Below are 17,957 nucleotides of genomic sequence, written 5' to 3'. Positions count from 1 at the left end.
CGGACTTCTGCAGTGAAATCACGATCTATTACTTATCGGCTAAAAAAACCAGTAGAGGGAGGATACTAAATGCCAGGCGCTAATAGTGATGAATGTTAAAGCGCCAATCAGAATGCGGAACCACGAGAGACGGTGGATTGATTGGGCGCGGCGTTTTCTTTGTATGACCAGGAAAGCGGCTTGAGGCTCACAGGCGGATGCATTTAGATTTGGACGAGTAGGACCTACGCATGACATTTTCGAAAGACCCGCCGCCGGAGGTTAAGCCCCAGAAGGATAAGGCAAAGACTGGATCTGAATTGGACCGCGTTCCAAGTGCGGGAGCCATTCGGGTCCGCAACGGACTCTCTGTGTCAGAAAAAGACATTGTGGAGGCGGCTAAATACGGGGGCAGGGAGCGAGAATCCTCGTCGGATAGCGACTAGGCAAAGGGGGCCAAGAATGCAGGCTCTGACCCATATCACACGTCGCAATATTGGACGGTGTCCAGAAGTGATCGCAGTCGTTTCTAATTGAACACGGCTGTTTTTTCTTGCGCGAACGCTCTACGCGGGCTCTAGCTGGTTCTCCTTTCAAAGGGGATGTAAGTCTTGGACGTAAAACAGTCAGTCTTCCAAAGCGATCTCCCTCTAAAGGAGAAACTCGAGCGCGCCAGGATGGAGTTGCTCGATCTTTCCGCCCGCAATCGACTTTTGAATGTGCCGCGGTTTTCCAAGAGCGCGAAGACGATCGATATCGTCGATGAGAAGTCGTCCGAAATTTATCGATTGCTGGTGACCGAAGGAAAGGCTTTTACCTTCCTGGCCGGCAAGCCCGATAGGCCGAAAGCGGGCCAGGATGAAAGCAGCCCTCCAGACGAAGAGATCGACTATTCCCCCGTCGCTCTCGCCCAACCAGAGGACGATGGAGTCGATAACAGAGGGATATCCGCGCGGCACTCGGACACCAAGCTGCAGACGCGTATGACCCCAACTGGGCTGCAGCGGCGGCTCCTTGATCTCTACCATGATGCCCGCACACTCGAGGAAGAGCAGGGCGTCAATATCCTCTTTCTGGCCCTTGGAATGCTGAAGTGGATTGACCCGAACAACAAAGAGAACATCCGTCAGGCCCCCCTCATTTTGGTGCCGGTTCGGCTTGAGCGAGGGGCCGCTGGAGAAAAATTCCGCCTACGAGCCCGGCCGGAAGATCTTACCGCAAACCTCTCCTTGGAACTCTATCTCGACCGCATTCACAAGCTCGCTCTGCCGCGTTTTGAGGTGGGAGATGACTTCGACGTCTCGGCCTATCTCGATGCCGTTGCCGAAGCAATTTCGACCAAAGAGGGTTGGGAGGTGCTTCGCGACGATATGGTGCTCGGCTTCTTCTCGTTTGCGAAGTTCTTGATGTACCGTGATCTGGATCCGGATCTCTGGCCCGATGGCGCAAAGATTATCGAACAACCGAAGATCCGCTCGCTTCTTTCAGATGGTTTCGAAACACGCGAGCCGCTTATGTCGGACGACATAGCGATTGATCCGCACATTGCGCCCGCCGAAATGTTGCATATCGTCGACAGTGACAGTTCTCAGACACTGGCGATCCATGACGTCAGAAAAGGTCGCGACCTCGTTATCCAAGGTCCGCCTGGGACAGGAAAATCGCAGACGATCGCAAACATTATTGGGTCGGCCGTTGCCGACGGAAAGACCGTGCTGTTCGTGGCCGAAAAGATGGCAGCGCTGGAGGTCGTCAAGCGACGGCTTGACACTGCTGGGGTGGGGGACGCCTGCCTTGAGCTGCATAGTAACAAGGCGAACAAGCGCATGATGCTAGAGGAGCTGCGGCGAACCTGGCAACTCGGATCGCCCAGGGGCCAGCTTCCTTCTTCCCTAACTGATCGCTTGCTGGAGGCTCGCGATAAACTCAACGCACATGCTGCACGAATGCACGTTGCGTTCGGAGCGTCCGAACTCACTCCTTATCAGGTTCTCGGCCAGCTAACCCGACTAAGGCAGGTCGGTCAGAAACCAGTGGACATCGAACTTACGGATGCCACAAGCTGGACAACTGACGGCGTTTCGCAACGTCGCAAATTGCTCGATGAGGTCTCTCAGCGGATCAACGAGATCGGCTTGCCGATCCACCACCCGTGGCGGGGAGTTGGCCTGGATGTCGTTCTTCCAACGACCATTGAGAGGCTCGTCCCACGCATCGCGGCGTTGCTGGACCAAGCCAAGGCACTGCACGCCAAACTGGTCGGTATCGCTGAGCGGATCAAGGCCGAGCCTCCGAAAATTCTCAGCGACAGCGGCGAGATAGAAGATCGCGCTGAGCTTCTCGCGTCCGCGCCTGGACTTCCTGCCGAGGCGCTCGTCTCGCCGGTATGGGATGAGCGTCCGAAAGACATTTCATCGCTTCTCTGGTCAGGAACGGATTTCGCCCGCAAGTCCGAGGAACTTTCGGAGCAGTTGGCGGCAACGGCTATCGACACGCCAATTGAAGGTCTCGAGACAGAGCTTGCAAAGCTTCCCTCGGAATTTCCGAAAGATGGTTTCCATCGTGCGCGACAGCTCACCATTCTGCTCCCACGCTTGAGGGAAGAAGCTGAGCGCCTGAATCAGGAACTCGGATCGGCGATATTGCCAGACACGTTGGCAGGCTTGCTCAGGCTGGCCGTGACCGGCGAGCGAGTAGCGGCAGCACCTGACGCAAGTCCGGAGGCCTTCGCAGCCACCGTTTGGGACTCCGGACTTGAGCAGGCAGGCGACCTTGCCGACAGCGTAGCGACGCTTGAGGCTGCCAGAGCCGACCTTCAGGGCAAGGTTGTTGACGCGGCGTGGAGCACCGAGGTGGCCGCGGCGCGGCAGGCGCTCGCCACACACACGGGAATATTGAAAGCATTGAACGGCGACTACCGTCGCGCCACAGCACTTGCGCGGACTATTGTGGTCGACCCTAGCGCGCCTGCGACGCAGATAGTTGGTCTCCTCGACCTTTTGATGAAGGGTCAGGCTGCCGCAGCAAGAGTCCGCGAAGGCGACGCTTTTGGCCGTTCCGCCTTCGGGGCAGATTGGCGTGGGGAGCGATCGGCTTCCGCGCCACTGCTCGCGCTAGTGGAGTGGATGCGGACTCTACGAGGGCTAGGCCCCGAACCTCGGATTATCGCCGGCCGGATGGCGGAACGCTCCGAGGCCGGTGCGCGTGCAGCGCGCGTTCGCAAGGTTATCGAAATCGGTCGGCCAATTATCGAAGGTTTCTGGAACGATCTCGGGCACCTCGCGTCATCCATGCTAGGCGACGTGGCTTCCGCCGAGCGGGCCTCGCTGCAACTGATGGAAGCGAAGGCGAGCACTGTAGCTCAAGCCGATGATGCGTCACGACAGGTTCTGACTGACGTTCCGGATCTAATCACTGAGCGGGTGGAGCTACTGCGCCGACTAGGCAGACTACAAGCACTTGCTCAAGGGATCGATGCGGGAGAGAGCCTTGGCAAGTTCGTATTCGGCTCGTCGTGGCACGGTCGAGGATCCGATTGGGCCGCTCTCACGCAAGCCGAGCTTTGGCTGAAAGAAAATGGCTCGATCCGACATCTGGCTGCGCGGTTGCCTGAAAGAATCGAGATCGCAAACTCGGCACGTTCAGCACGTGAAGCGGCCCAAGCGGCAGCGCGGGAATTGAAGGCGCTTACAGGGGATTTGAAAGCCGATGCTCCCTCCTTGTTTGGAGTAGTCGATTTTCCGGACGTCGCGATAGGCGAGGTCGTTTCTCGGCTGCAGGGTTGGCTCGATCATCAGGAGCAGCTCTCGAAATGGGTTGCCTATGAAGAGCGATCCGAAACGGCCCGAAAGGCTGGACTGGGACAGTTGATAGACGGCCTAGCCAACGGCCAGATTACAACAGGATCGGCTCGATCAGTTTTTGATATGGCCTACTACGAACGAATGTTTCTGGCGATGGCGACCGATGAGCCGGAGCTGGCAAGGTTCGACGGGGAACTGCATTCCAGGGCTGTACGTGACTTCGCAGATCTGGACCGCCAGCGCATCAAGGCCGGCGCCATCGAAGTTGTAACGGCTCATCACCGGAAAATTCCTTCAAGAGACGGCGGAGCTGGACCTGTCGGACTGCTTCGTTCTGAGATGGCGCGCAGACGAGGCCACATGCCCATCCGGCAATTGATGCAGAAGGCAGGCCCTGCCATCCAGGCGCTGAAGCCAGTGTTCATGATGAGCCCGCTTTCGGTGGCGCAATTCCTGTCGCCCGGCCGGATGTCCTTCGATCTGCTCGTGATGGACGAGGCGTCTCAGATCCAGCCCGTGGACGCACTTGGCTCGGTCGCCAGGGCCAGTCAGGTGGTCGTCGTTGGCGACGAACGCCAACTGCCACCCACGACATTCTTCGCGAAGATGACAGGCTCGCAGTCTGAAGATGACGAGGGTGAGGGCGCGCAGGTCGCCGACATTGAAAGCATCCTCGGCCTGTTCACGGCCCGCGGCTTGCCGCAGCGTATGCTGCGCTGGCACTACCGTAGCCGTCACCAATCTCTAATCGCAGTATCGAACAGCCAGTTCTACGAGAACCGGCTTTTCATCGTGCCAAGCCCTTATACCCAAGAGGCAGGTATGGGGTTGCGGTTTCATCATGTGCCGGAGGGGGTCTTCGATTCCGGCGGCACAGGAACCAATCCGGTAGAGGCGAGAGCAGTAGCGGAGGCGATCATCCGTCATGCGAAGGTGAACCCGCAAGAGACTCTAGGCGTTGCAACATTTTCGGTTAGCCAACGCCGCGCGATCCAGGATGAACTCGAAGCGCTGCGGCGACTAAATCCCGACACCGAGGAATTCTTTCACGCTCATCCAAGCGAGCCATTCTTCGTCAAGAACCTCGAAAATGTTCAAGGCGATGAGCGCGACGTGATCATGATCTCGGTGGGGTATGCCAAGAATGCCCAGGGATACATGGCCATGCGTTTCGGCCCTCTTGGCGCGGAAGGCGGCGAGCGTCGGCTCAACGTCCTCATAAGCCGCGCCAAGCGCAGCTGCGAAGTATTCGCGTCCATCACAGACGAGGACATCGACCTGGAGCGTGGCAAAGGGAAAGGCATCTTCGCCTTCAAGCTCTTCTTGCACTACGCGAGAACAGGGCGAATTTCGCTTGCCCAAGTCACGGTTCGCGAAATGGATTCAATCTTTGTAGAACAGGTAGCCAACGCGCTGATCGAAATGGGTTATCAGGTTCATGCTCAAGTGGGCATTGCCGGCTTCTTCATCGACCTCGCAGTTGCGGATCCAGAGAGGCCAGGCCGCTATATTCTTGGCATCGAATGCGATGGCGCAGAATATCACTCATCTCGCTCGGCCAGAGATCGAGACCGGCTTCGGCAGTCGGTTCTGGAAGACCATGGTTGGATCATCCATCGCATCTGGAGCGCTGACTGGTTCCAACGGCCTCGTGAGCAGCTGGAGCGAACCATACTAGCGATTGAGGCCGCCAGAAAAGAACTCGATGAGCGGGCCGAATTGGGGGTCCAGAGAAATCGAGCTGTAGCCGTGCAGGTTGTTACGGTCGACCGAGGCAACGTGACGGAAATCGGTCTCGAAAGCACAAACGGATCCGAGACACCCAATCGAGCCTACGAAGAGGCCGAACTAAAGCGACCGGGATCGTTCGAACTCCACGAGACGCCCAGCGGAATCATGGCCGGACTGGTCGAGCAGGTCGTGGCTACAGAAACGCCAATCCATGTCGACGAAATAGTTTCGCGTATTCGGGACGCCTGGGGTCTGCAGCGGGCCGGTGGCAGGATTCAGGATGCAATCGAGCGGGGGGTAAGCATAGCACAGAGAGGTGGTTCAGTAGCCCGTCGAGGCAACTTCTGCTTCAAGCCAGGTGTTCCTGTTCGTCTCAGGGATCGCAGTGGGGTCGTGTCCGCTGGATTGCGCAAGCCCGAAATGATTGCGCAGGACGAGGTCGCCCAAGGCGCTATGGAAGTCGTGAAATCCAACCTCGGTGCGACAGAGGAAGAAATCGCCACAGGCGTTGCCAGGATGCTGGGCTTCAAAGCCACAAGCGCACAATTAAGGCAGCTGATTTCAGCTGGGGTCGCCGATTTGGTTGCCAAAGGAGTGTTACGGTCCCAAGACGGCTTGTTGGTGGCCGGCGAATCCGCGAGCGAGAAATTAGCTGAAGTGTAACGGGGCGCTGCAGCGCCCTCGTTGCAATTTCTGTCGAAGCTCGGAACACCTCTTTTGCTGGCGGAGGCCGAATGGCATTTCGATTCGTACACACGGCCGATATTCATCTCGACTCGCCGCTTCGTTCGCTGGCGATGCGAAATCCCGATCTTGCCGGGCTGGTGGGCGACGCCAGCCGCCAGGCATTCGTTTCGATAGTGGATCTCTGCCTTGAGGAACGTGTGGCCGCGTTGGTCATTGCTGGCGACCTATACGATGGCGACCAGACTTCAATGAAGACAGCGCGGTTCTTGGGCGCGCAGATGACACGCCTGCACCAGGCCGGCATCATGGTTTTCAAGATCCGCGGTAATCATGACGCCCTGTCGCGGATTTCCAAACAGCTGGTATTTCCCGACACCGTTACCATCTTTGGTGGTCGTGCTCAGTCGGTATTGCAGACAGCCGGCGGTCTGGACGTCGTATTCCATGGTTTGAGCTTTGCGAACCCTAAGGCGCCGGACAGCCTGTTAACCAAATATCCGGCGGCTCGTGAAGGGGCCGTCAACATAGGCATCATGCATACCAGTCTGGCTGGATCGCCAGGTCACGACGTTTACGCGCCCTGCAGCATCGCTGACTTGCACGCCCACGGTTTCGACTATTGGGCCCTCGGCCACATCCATGCTCGCCAAGTCCATCCTGGCGCCAGTGCCGTGGTGATGCCGGGAATACCGCAGGGGAGGGATATCAACGAGGCCGGTGAGAAATCAGTCACCCTGGTGACGGTGCGCCACGACCGTTCGGTGGAGATCGAGGAACGGCTGACCAGCGTTGCGCAGTTCGAACGGGTGAGCGTCGACCTTACCGGAGCGGTGGAGTGGCCCGAGGCCGTCGCGCGTGTTCGCTTCGCACTCGAAGAGATGCGGGCAACCGTCCGATCGCGTCATGCTGTGGCTCGCATTGGCCTGACAGGAACGTCACCACTGATGTGGGCGCTGATCCGCGACAGGGACCTCCTTCTTGCCGAAGCCGAACAGGCTGCGGAACAGCTAGGCCATACGTGGGTGGAGAAGCTCGAGCTTGACCTCGCGCCGCCTCGGACGGAGACCGCCGAGGATATTGCTGATCCGATTTTCGAACTCGAGCAATCAATGCGTGCCGATGCCACCTCGGAGGCCTTCCGCGCTGAGGCGAGGGCGTTCGTCCAAAAGATGGTCGCCGACCTTCCGGCCGACGGGCGGGATTTTGCTGGGACGGACGAAGCCGGGCTGGAACAGTTCCTCGATCAGGTGCTTTCCAAGGGCGCGGACTTGGTGACTGCCCGCCTTAAGGCCGGTGGATCGTCATGAGGTTGCGGCGCCTTGACCTCATTCGTTATGGAAAGTTCACCGATCGTTCGATCGACTTCGGACCCAAACCGGAATCCGGACCTGATCTGCATATCGTGTTTGGCCTGAATGAGGCCGGCAAATCGACTGCGCTTTCGGCCTATCTAGACTTGCTGTTCGGCATCGAGGAACGGAGCCGCTACAACTTCCTGCACGAGTACAGTGCCATGCGCATCGGCGGGGTGCTGGAACTGGCCGGCTCCGAACACACGTTCACGCGTACGAAACAGCGCAGTAATTCGCTATTGAATGCGACGGGCCAACCGGTAAGCGAGGTGGCGATCACGGCGCATCTCGCCGGTCTGTCGCGCGACGCCTACACGACGATGTTCTCACTCGATGACGAGACGTTGGAAGCCGGCGGAAAATCTATCCTGGAGTCGCGGGGCGACCTCGGCAAGCTTCTGTTCACGGCCAGCGCCGGTCTTGGGAACGCAAGTGATACGTTGAACGCCCTCGAGGCCGAAGCAGACGCTCTGTATCGGAAGCAGGCGCATGGAACCGAACTGGCGCTGTTGAAGAAGCGCCTTGTTGACGTAAAGTCGCGCAGGGATGCGATCGACACCCTTGCATCAACCTACGAGGGCCTGGAGGCCGAACGTCTCGATGCAGCGCAGCAGTACGGCCGAACCATCAGCGATCGGGCGGTGCTGGTGGCCAGGCTGGATACCTTTGCTCGTTACGTGCGTGCTGCGCCGATGCTGGCGGATATCCGGCGCAAGATTGCCCGGCTGGATCAGCTGCCGGACATCGCCTCCCCAGCCCGGACATCGACGGGAAGTGTCACCGAACTGATCGATGACGATGCCAGCCTCAGAACGCGGCTGTCCGCAAACATCGACGAGACCGAGCGCCTGGCGGAAAAAGTCACTGCGGTCGACGAGGACGAACCGATCCTGTCGATTTCCGAACGCATTCGCGGGCTGGCGGAGAGCAAGGTGCGCCATACCGCGGCTGGCTTTGACTTGCCCACTCGCAGGATGGAGCTGCAAATCCTCAACAACAGCGTGGCGAGCTGCCTTGCCGCCTTGGGCCGATCTTCCGAGGCGGATCCTGGCGCGCTGCTTCTGCCTGCCGTCACCGTTGGCGTCGTTCGCGCCATGGTCGAGCAGAGGTCCGGGATTGCTACCGGGATGCGTGCCGCTCGCGACGAAGCCGCGGCGGCACTCGATGCGCTGCAGGTGGCAAGGCAGCGGGTCGGCGAGGAAAGGGCGGTGCCCGAACCTGCCAGGGCAAGGCTGGGCTCGGCTTTGTCGAAAGCGCGAGCAAGCGGACACCAGGCAGAGATTAGGACGGCTCGCGAGGCGGAAGATGCGGGAACAATCCGATGGAAGGCGGCGCTCGCGCGCTTGCGTCCATGGAACGGAGATGCCCTCGCTCTCGCCAACGTCGCGGTTCCGAGCGCCGGGCAGATTGCCGCCTGGAAGACGGTAGCGTCAGAACTGGCAAGGAACACCGCCGTACTTGCCGAACGCCTTGCTGAATACGAGGGCAACCATGCCATGCTCGCCGCACGATTGGATGCCCTTCGTGCCTCGGGCGACATTGTCGACGATGAAGCGGCTACCGCCATCCGCCGAGTTCGCGATGATGCGTGGGCAACGCACCGCGCAGCGCTGACCGGTGACACCGCTGACGACTTCGCCGTGGCATTGGCGCGCGATGACATTGCCAGCGCAGGCCGGCTGGCCGGCGCGGCGGATCTGGCTGAGATCCGGGCAACTACGCGCGAGCTGGCCGAGGCCGCGGCCAACCTGTCACGCAACGGCATCCAACGCACACAGCTCGGCAAGGATGTGGATACCCAATTGTTGGAAATCCGCGCGGCCGCCAGGGACCTGCTCGGAGACGCCGTGGAACCTTCGTCTGAGCGCCTGATCGAAAGGATCGAGGATCAGATCGAGGCGCGCAGCGATGCGCTCGCTGCCTGGGAGCAGATCGAACTTGCTCGCTTGAAGGCCGAGCGAGCCGCTGACGCCGGCGAGCAGATACGCTTGGAAATGAGAGCAGTGCTGGGAAGCGTCGGCATTGTATCAGAGTCCAACGACACCCTCGAAGCAATCATGGCCATCGCGGAGCCGTTTCTGGATCGGCAGCGCAAGGTGGACGCCGAGTATGCCGAGGCGCTCAGAATGGTGAGCTCCAAAGAAGAGGATCTAGCGGCACGACGGGTTGCAGTAGGTGTGGCGGAGCGTCGCGAGGAGGAATGGCTGGCCGGCATTACCGAAGCACTCAAGGGAACTTGGCTCGAAAGCGGGCTCTCCGCATCCGGCGTCGGCACTGTGCTCGATCAATTGGCCGAACTTTCAAGAAGCCTGCAGGAACGGGACGACCTGCAGCTGCGTATCGACAAGATGGAGGCCGACAGGGCCAATTTTCTGGTCGAGGTCATCGCCGTTGCGGTTGAAGCCGACGAGCCGACGAAGGATACCGACCCGGAGCAGTTGGCCATCCGCCTTGCCGAGCGCCTAGAGCGTGCCGAGCGGACACGTGAAACGAAGGCAAGCCTCGGCAACGACCTGAAGCGCCTCAAGGAGGCGCGCGACATCCTCGACACTGAGATTTTGGCACACGAACGCCGCAAGAACGAGGTGCTGGGCGTCTTTGGTGTCGCCACTCTGCCCGAGGTAGTCGAACGCGATGAGCTGTTGCGTGAGCGCGATGGCTTGCGCACCACCGTCGCCGAACTTGAGGAACGGATAGTGGCGGAGCTCGCGGTCGACGGATTCGAGCAGGCCCGCTCGATCCTGGACGCGATCGATTTCGACGGCCTCGCGGTCGAGAAGGCTGAGGGTGAGCAGCGGCTTCGCCTGTTCGATGAAACCATCCAGCAACAGCTGATCCGGCAGACGCGCGCGGCCGACAAGCTGGACGCCATCGGCGGTGATAGTGCGGTTGCACGCCTGGATGCTGAACGGCGCACAACCCTGCTGGAAATCGAGGAGAAGGCCGTTCGCTACATAGAGCTGAAGCTTGGCATCATGTCGGCTGGCAATGCTTTGCGGATCTACCGTGAGAGCCATCGCTCCGGCATGATGGCGCGCGCATCAGACGCGTTCAAGCTAATGACGCGTGGCCAGTATTCGGGGCTGACAACCCAGCCTGTAAGAGGTGGTGAGGTTCTCATTGCTGTGCAGGGTGACGGGCAATCCAAGGTCACCGAAGCGCTTTCAAAGGGTGCACGATTTCAGCTGTACCTTGCCCTAAGACTCGCCGGTTATTACGAGTTCGCGCAATTTCGGCCCTCGGTCCCATTCGTCGCCGACGACATCATGGAGACGTTCGACCATATTCGCTCGGAGGAGGTTTTCAGGCTGTTCGGAGCGATGGCAAACACAGGTCAGGTCATCTACCTGACGCACCATAAGCATCTATGTGAAATAGCTGAGGCTGTCGTACCGGGAACGAGGATCCATCAACTCGCACAGTAATTTTCTCCGGAATACGTGAACGAACCAGTGAAGGACGCCGAATTTGACGGCAAGTATGCGCCCAAAGTCAGACGTTCCGGCAAACTTCGCGTTCGTCCAAAAGCGGACATATCGCCCGAGCCATAGACGGCCCCGATGTGCCCATAATGGACGTCCTGCAAATTCATTGTCCTGCCGAATCTGGACTTCGAGAGCTGGCCCTAAACAGCAATTGTATCGCGCCTAGCCGTCCTATCGCCGGGGCGCCAATTGTAAACAACGGCGAACTATACCAATATCGTTACTGGCTTCTTCCGGTGCGACTCGGGAGAACGGGATGGGCAATGAACGCGAAGACGCAAACGGGAAAACACAGCGCCGCTGGCCAATACCTCGGCTATGCGCTTCAACCTGTACGCCTTTGCTTTCACCTGCTCAACGCGCCTAGCGGCGCCTTGGTCTCTCTTGAACATTTAGACGATGTGGCGGTTCACCTGGTCGGCGGCGAAGTCGTTCTTGAGCAAAGCAAGAGCGCACTGAAGCAAAATCCGATATCCGACTGGGCTGCGGACCTGTGGAAGTCTCTGGCCAACTGGCTCAGCTTCATGGCGGCGGGAGAGATCGACCCGGCGACCAGCCATTTCCGGCTATATGTCACACCGGTGAAGGCGGGTGCCTTCGCGATCGCGCTGAACGACGCGAAAACAGATGCCGACGTGGAGGCGCTGGTCGCTAACCTCGCCAAAGCCCACAGCAAGCTGAAAGCTGCACCGGCATGCGACGCCGACGTCCAAGCTTTCCTGAACGCTGATGCGGCTCATTGCGCCGCCTTGGTCAAGAATCTCGCCGTTATCAGCGTCGATGCAGATCCCGTCGATCCGATACGCGCGATCTTCAAGCCGACGGTCTCTCCGCTCATCATCGACCTAGTGTGCGAACGCGCGATCGGCGCTGCGAAGGAGGCGGCGGACAGGCTGATTAGAGCTGGCAAGCCCGCCATCTTGGACGTGGACGCGTTTCAGGCCGAGCAAAGAGCATTTGTTCAGAAGAACAACCTTCCAGGGCTGCTGTCGTCTTTCACCAAGCAACCGCCTGTCGAGGCCATCGAACAATTGATCGCCGACCGTCCCGCCTTCGTCCGCCAACTCGAGCTGATCGAGGTGGGAGACGAAGCGTGCGTCCGGGCTGTTAGCGATTACCTTAGGACGCTCGCCGACATCTCGATCTGGGGCGAAAGCGGGCTAATCTTTGAGAAGAACCTAAGTGACTGGGACGATGATCTTGTCGGTCGCTATGAGCACGTCAGTGCAGAGGTGCACGACATACAGGCCGGACACCCCGCAACGGTTCGTGGTAGAATAGTTTACAGGCGCTGCGCGCAGTTGCAGCCTCCACTCGATGGTCGAGTCGTCCCCGGTCATTTCGTCCACGGATCATTCAACGCCCTTGCCCACGGCCTGCGCCTCGGCTGGCATCCCGACTACCAGACTCTTTTGGAGCCAGCGACTTGATTGAGGCTGGCCGATCGCACCTACCGCTCAGCGACCTCGCCCTTGTCCAGAATCCAGGACTTGGGGCTTTCGCATTGTGGCAATTTGGCCAAGGTTTCCAGGCTGAGGACGAACGTCCAGCGCCGTTCGCCTTGGCGTTTCTCGTGCTGCCAATCGTCCTGCATCGCGCAACGCTCGAAATCGTGACTTCGACAAACCGACCCTCTGGACTGGCGCTCTTCGCGGCCAAGCTCGGGAAGGAACGGGAACAACTCCTCGCCGTCCACGAGCGAGCGCTGCTGCTGCGTACTCTGACATTGCAATCGGCCGCTGTCGGTGTGAGCGGGCGGCTGCTGTCCGTGGATTACAAGGATGCTACTTTAAGAGCAAACGTACCAGAACCGAAACCGAGGAGGCTCGTCCTTCCAGAGCGCGTCAAGCACCTCGGACCTGCCTCGGAGAAATTGGGTTTCTGGTTTTCGAACCTGGGGACCGCGCAGGTGGCCAACCTGTTACGGGTGGAGTTCTAGATGTATTTCCAGCTTCGAAAACTGATCCTTTGGCCCCGCAATGGTGCAGCGCCGCGGGTCGTCAAGTTCGAGCCCGGTGTCGTCAACGTCATCAGCGGCGCGTCGAAGACCGGGAAGTCCGCCGTTATCCCTATTGTTGATTACTGTCTGGGCTCGGAGAAATGCGCGATTCCGGTGGGCGTAATCCGCGAGAACTGCAGCTGGTTCGGCATTCTGATCGAGACGCTGGAGGGCGAAAAGCTCTTGGCGCGACGCGAACCGGGGGACCAACAGAGCACAGGCGACATGGTGCTGCTGGAGGGCGCACAGGTCGAAATTCCGGAGACGATCACCGACAAGACCACCAATGTCGACACGGTCAAGCGCGCGATGAACCGCCTGGCAGGACTGACTGACCTCGACTTCGAACCAGGTACAGAGAATGGATTCAAGCAAAGGCCAAGCTTCCGCGACCTCATGGCCTTCACGTTCCAACCTCAGAACGTGATCGCCAATCCCGACGTGATGTTTTTCAAGGCCGATACGACGGAACACCGGGAGAAGCTAAAGACCATCTTCCCGTACGTTCTGGGCGCGGTCACGGCAAAGATTCTCCAGGCGCGGTTTGAGATCGATCGGCTCCAGCGCAACCTCCGCCGGAAGGAGGCTGAGCTACGCGCGATCGTGTCGGCAACTGGCGCTTGGCGGGCGGAGGCGGAGGCGTGGCTGCGTCAGGCAGTCGAACTTGGCCTAGTCGATTCCTCCACTGAAGTGCCGAAGGACTGGAGTGACGTTGTTGACCTGCTTCGGCGCGTGTCGAACAGCAACTCAAGTCTTGCTCGACCAAGCCTGGCCGGCATCGATGTGGTGCTGACGCGTCTGGAAACCCTTCGTGCGTCGGAAACTGAAATCGCCGCGCGACTTACCGAGCATCGTCAGCGCCTGAACGAACTGCGCCGTCTGGTGGAGAGCAGCGAGGCGTACGGCGACGCCATGCGCATCCAACGTGACCGCTTGGACCTTTCCACGTGGCTGAGGGACTTGGCCGACGAGTTCGCCGATCCGTTGGTCGCACTCGGGGACGGCGGCCGCGAGAAGGTCTTGGCCCTTTGCGACAACCTCGGCGGTCTGGAGATCCGACTGCGGACCCACCCTGCGATGTCTAACACGCTTGACAAGGAAATCCTGCGCCAGCGCGGCGCCGCTGAAGCGGTCCTATCTGAGTTGAACGATGTCCGTAGCGAGATAGCGGTGCTGGAACGGGACTCTGACGTCGCCCGAGACGAGGCCAATCGCTTCGATAGGCTTGAGCGCTTCCTCGGTCGATTGGAGCAGGCGTTGCACGTCTACGACCGCGCCGACCAGTCGTCGGATTTGCGGCAGGAACTCACCTCGCTGCAGGCCGATATTGCAACGCTGCAAAAGACGATCTCCGAGGCCGACATCCAGCGCAAGCTATTCAACGCGTTGCACCAAGTCTCCCATCATGCCAATCGGCTGATTCCGCAGCTTGACGCGGAGTGGCCCGAGGCCCCGATTAGGCTGTTGATTGAAGACCTGACCGTCAAGGTGACTAGGGGAACGCGTGAGGACTACCTGTGGGAGATTGGCAGCGGCGCCAATTGGCTCGCGTATCACGTCGCACTAATGCTTGCGCTGCAGCACTACTTCCTGGCCGAACCTCATCACCCAGTCCCTGGTCAGCTGATCTTCGACCAACCTAGCCAAGTCTATTTTCCTAAGCGGGCGGCGGGCGACGAGGGCCCCGACCTCATCGCGTGGAGGGATCAGGACGTGGTCGCCGTCAGGAAGGTCTTTGCGCTCCTAGGCGCTGAGGTCATGGCCGCGAAAGGTCGCCTCCAGATCATCGTGCTGGATCATGCAGATGAGGACGTCTGGGGCAAGCTTCCCGGAGTCAAGTTGATTGAGGAATGGCGTGGACAGGCCCTCGTGCCTCAGGCTTGGATTGCCGCCGCATCTTCCAACGGTGGATAATAATCTGCTGCCAGAGGAGAAGGCATGGCGAACGTGGACGAGATCAACCGTCTGACGGCCCTTGGCTTGAACGTCATCACAGCCATGGATGTCGCGGAAGGAAAACTAGACGAAGCCTTCGAGGTCGCCCGCGCTCAGGAGAAACGCAAGGTCGACATCTGGTGCAAAGGAAGAAAGAACATTCCGGTTGCACTGACTGCGATATGGGACTGCGATCCTGCAAACTTCTATCTCGCGTTCGACGGCGATGATCCCAGCGACCACGCTTCGACGGATTTCATTCTTATCGACGCTGATGTCACTGACGTTGGCGGCAGGCTTACCTACGCCGCCAGCAGGGACAAGGGTCCTTGGCATCAACGTTACAAGAGCAAGAGCTGTGGGATCGCCTACCGATGGCTGCATGGCCGCGGTGTCACACCGCCTTTGCTCGGCGAGTACCAAGGCCAAGTTCACATCGTAGGAGGCATGCACCGCTTCCATCTTGCCAAGCACTATGGGACGACGCGCATGCCATTCCTCGTCCGGAGGGCCGAACTAGCCGCAGTAATGGCGTTGATCCCCTCGGCGACCGACACCGCCAACTCGTAATGGCGGGGACTGCAGAAAAGAAGCGAATGAGTTGCGAACTTACCGGGATCACTCCCCGAAAGCTGACCGACGGCTTCCGGCCCCGTTGCGGCCATTCTTACTCCCGCACTTTGGCTTTTCCAGCGCTAAACCGGCCTTGGGCGATGAATGGAAACGGTCAGATGTTCCCGGTCTGTGCTCGAAAAGTCGCATAAAAGGGCAGACTGGTGTGACGTCCGGAATTATTGGGCCTTTCACGGGTTTACCGGTCCCGAATTATCGGTTGCTGGCGGGCGGGCTATGCGATTGAAAACAGGAGAGTTTTCTGGCTAAGGGTGGGGTTTCAGACTGAGTTTACCAATGCCCTTAATGACGATTAATTCTGGATTGGCATCAGGTGATTGGGTTTGCGCAGAATATAGCCGCCCTTATTGGTAAACCCGCTCACGGTCGACAACGGATTGGTCAACCTAGGACGACAGGATTGGTAAACCGGAGCCGCCCTATCGACGAAGGTCTAGCTTGGCGCATTCACTGTCGCCGGTAGGCAGATATTCGGGCGACAATCGGGACCAGCGTGCGACGCCGCCAAGCGTGAGACACGTCGGCTACGCCGCAAATCGACACGGTTTGACCGGGCGCAATACCGCACCGATCTTCTAATCTCGGCTTAATTCCGGAGAGAGGCAGATAATTCCGGACGCCACACTGATTGGTAACCTAAGGCCACCCACCACGCGGATTGGTAGCCCACAGGAATAGGTTTGGTAACCCTTATCGAGTGAGGGCCGCTCGTACCTTTCGGCGGGTTCGTTTCAGTTCTAAGCCCGGCTTAATTCTGGACAACGACAGATAATTCTGGACGGCACAGTGGAACTCAACGCGTTGTAAGGATGGCATAGAGAAGCAGTAGCCCTCCAGTCTCGCTACTGGAAAAATTCTGGAAAATGGGTCTGCTTGGCTGGACGCAGAACGTTGTGATTATTCAGCCGGCATTTCTGAAGCTTCTCGAACACAAACAGCTTGCCTTCGCGCACGCTATCTTCGAGCGACTTCGCCTTCGCCAGATGCGCCGCAATCGCGCTGGCCAGCATGCAACCTGTTCCGCGCATCGATATAGCAAGGCGCGGCGTGTCGAAGTGGATGGGTTCATGATCGGAGCGTAACAGAATATCGGCCGATCGGGGACCCGACGCGTGCCCACCCTTGATCAGCAGGGCCTGAGGGCCGACGGCCTGCAGTCTTTGTCCTTGTTGGAGCGCACCGTCCTCATCCGAAGCCGGTTCGGAACCAGTAAGGAGCGCCAGTTCAGGAAGGTTGGGCGTGACAATGCAGCAAAGCGGCATCAAATCGCGCTTCATGGCAGCGATAGCGCCTGCTTCCAGAAGTGCGCGGCCTGAGGTGGAGGCCAGCACAGGGTCGAGTACTGCCGGCACTTGCGGAAATTTGCGCAGCACTGCGGCAACGGCAACAATGATCTTGGCAGTCGCCAGCATGCCGATCTTGATTGTGGCTACGTCGTTGGCCTGTAGCGCGGCACACATCTGATTGGCCACCATGCTGGGTGGCGAATGATGGATTTCGATCACGGCGTCGTGCGTTTGCACCGTTAGCGCTGTGACGGCGAGACAGGTGCGCACGCCAACGGCAGAGATCGTCTCGATGTCGCGTGCTATTCCAGCACCCCCGCTGGAATCTGATCCGCCAACGACAAGCACATGCGGTTCTCGTCTCATCGCCATCGGTCCGTCTTTTCGATCCATTCTCGCGTGCGCGCTTCGGGGTCGAAGCTCAACGTGATGTCCGTGACCACTGCGGCGCTGTTGGCGCCGGCCTCAAAGACGCCGTCGAGGCGGTCGGGGTTGAGGCCGCCGATGGCGACCAATGGGATCGGCGCCACCCGCCGCTTCCACTCGCTGATCCGCTCTAGCCCTTGCGGTGCCCACTTCATTTTCTTCAAAGTGGTGGGATAGATCGGACCGAGCGCGACATAGTCGGGCTCGGCAAACATGGCCGTTTCCAGCTCGACATGATCATGCGTGCTCAATCCGAGCCTGACGCCCGCTGCCCGTATCCTCGAGAGGTCGGCCGTTTGCAAATCCTCCTGGCCCAGATGCACGAAATCGCAGCCTTCCTCGATTGCCAGGCGCCAATAATCATTGATGATGAGCTGGCTTTTGTGTTGGACACACCAGGCCTTCGACTTGCGGATCTCCGCGCGCAGCCCGGTTTCATCCATGGTTTTGATGCGAAGCTGAATCAGCTTGACGCCGAGCGGCGCCAACCTTTCGATCCAGGCGGCGCTGTCGACGATCAGGTAGAAGGGATCGAGCTTCATGAAAAAACGGCCCTGCCGACCATCGGTGTCGATGGCACGGCGACGTCGCGCGGTTCGAGCATTCCCGAACTGAACGCCTCACGACCGGCGTCGACCGCC

At 59.2% G+C, this 17,957-nt stretch carries 9 protein-coding genes and 1 pseudogene; 7 read left to right on the top strand and 3 right to left on the bottom strand.

What is annotated here, in order from left to right; all coding sequences use genetic code 11:
- Positions 1–590 precede the first annotated feature (590 nt).
- The 7 genes from ENZ75_RS02550 (at position 591) to ENZ75_RS02520 (ending at position 15,541) form a co-directional block, all read left to right on the top strand.
- Positions 591–6,176 (top strand): DUF3320 domain-containing protein, encoded by a 5,586-nt coding sequence (locus tag ENZ75_RS02550; protein ID WP_063169424.1) that lies wholly within the window; start codon positions 591–593, stop codon positions 6,174–6,176.
- Positions 6,177–6,247: 71 nt separating this feature from the next.
- On the top strand, positions 6,248–7,507 hold the full coding sequence (locus tag ENZ75_RS02545) for a DNA repair exonuclease (protein WP_063169423.1): 1,260 nt from the start codon (positions 6,248–6,250) through the stop codon (positions 7,505–7,507).
- Positions 7,504–10,977: an AAA family ATPase gene (locus ENZ75_RS02540; RefSeq protein WP_063169422.1), complete on the top strand. Its 3,474-nt coding sequence runs from the start codon at positions 7,504–7,506 to the stop codon at positions 10,975–10,977. Before ENZ75_RS02545 ends, ENZ75_RS02540 begins: the two co-directional genes overlap by 4 nt.
- Before the next feature lie 323 nt (positions 10,978–11,300).
- On the top strand, positions 11,301–12,467 hold the full coding sequence (locus tag ENZ75_RS02535; RefSeq protein WP_063169421.1) for an ABC-three component system protein: 1,167 nt from the start codon (positions 11,301–11,303) through the stop codon (positions 12,465–12,467).
- A complete protein-coding gene (locus ENZ75_RS02530; RefSeq protein WP_063169420.1) occupies positions 12,464–12,976 on the top strand; it encodes a three component ABC system middle component in 513 nt (170 codons plus the stop codon). The genes ENZ75_RS02535 and ENZ75_RS02530 overlap by 4 nt, the downstream gene beginning before the upstream one ends.
- Entirely contained in the window at positions 12,977–14,950 is a 1,974-nt protein-coding gene (locus ENZ75_RS02525) for a DUF3732 domain-containing protein (RefSeq protein WP_063169419.1), read from the top strand. It begins immediately after the preceding gene.
- Positions 14,951–14,974: 24 nt separating this feature from the next.
- Positions 14,975–15,541, top strand: a complete 567-nt coding sequence (locus ENZ75_RS02520) for a hypothetical protein (protein WP_063169418.1) — start codon at positions 14,975–14,977, stop codon at positions 15,539–15,541.
- 905 nt (positions 15,542–16,446) lie between these two features.
- On the opposite strand, the gene ENZ75_RS02515 is transcribed toward ENZ75_RS02520, so the two are convergent.
- From ENZ75_RS02515 to ENZ75_RS02505, 3 genes and pseudogenes are all read right to left on the bottom strand, one after another.
- Entirely contained in the window at positions 16,447–17,262 is an 816-nt protein-coding gene (locus ENZ75_RS02515) for a hydroxymethylpyrimidine/phosphomethylpyrimidine kinase (RefSeq protein WP_063169417.1), read from the bottom strand.
- Complete coding sequence (locus ENZ75_RS02510; protein WP_063169416.1) at positions 17,253–17,858, bottom strand: thiamine phosphate synthase; 606 nt, start codon at positions 17,856–17,858, stop codon at positions 17,253–17,255. The genes ENZ75_RS02515 and ENZ75_RS02510 overlap by 10 nt, the downstream gene beginning before the upstream one ends.
- Positions 17,855–17,957, bottom strand: a pseudogene (locus ENZ75_RS02505) (thiazole synthase); the annotation flags it as partial. The gene ENZ75_RS02510 and the pseudogene ENZ75_RS02505, both read right to left, overlap by 4 nt.

Source organism: Mesorhizobium sp. M7A.F.Ca.CA.002.04.1.1 (assembly GCF_004022805.1).
Classification (GTDB): domain Bacteria; phylum Pseudomonadota; class Alphaproteobacteria; order Rhizobiales; family Rhizobiaceae; genus Mesorhizobium; species Mesorhizobium ciceri.
The sequence above is the reverse complement of the archived record's forward strand: the minus strand, read 5'-3'. Positions and strand labels throughout refer to the sequence as shown.

What these genes read in the sequence shown, in the direction of transcription:
- ENZ75_RS02545 (WP_063169423.1), top strand. Translation starts at nt 6,248, where the DNA reads ATGGCATTTCGATTCGTACACACGGCCGATATTCATCTCGACTCGCCG.
- ENZ75_RS02540 (WP_063169422.1), top strand. Translation starts at nt 7,504, where the DNA reads ATGAGGTTGCGGCGCCTTGACCTCATTCGTTATGGAAAGTTCACCGAT.
- ENZ75_RS02535 (WP_063169421.1), top strand. Translation starts at nt 11,301, where the DNA reads ATGAACGCGAAGACGCAAACGGGAAAACACAGCGCCGCTGGCCAATAC.
- ENZ75_RS02525 (WP_063169419.1), top strand. Translation starts at nt 12,977, where the DNA reads ATGTATTTCCAGCTTCGAAAACTGATCCTTTGGCCCCGCAATGGTGCA.
- ENZ75_RS02520 (WP_063169418.1), top strand. Translation starts at nt 14,975, where the DNA reads ATGGCGAACGTGGACGAGATCAACCGTCTGACGGCCCTTGGCTTGAAC.
- ENZ75_RS02515 (WP_063169417.1), bottom strand. Translation starts at nt 17,262, where the DNA reads ATGGCGATGAGACGAGAACCGCATGTGCTTGTCGTTGGCGGATCAGAT.
- ENZ75_RS02510 (WP_063169416.1), bottom strand. Translation starts at nt 17,858, where the DNA reads ATGAAGCTCGATCCCTTCTACCTGATCGTCGACAGCGCCGCCTGGATC.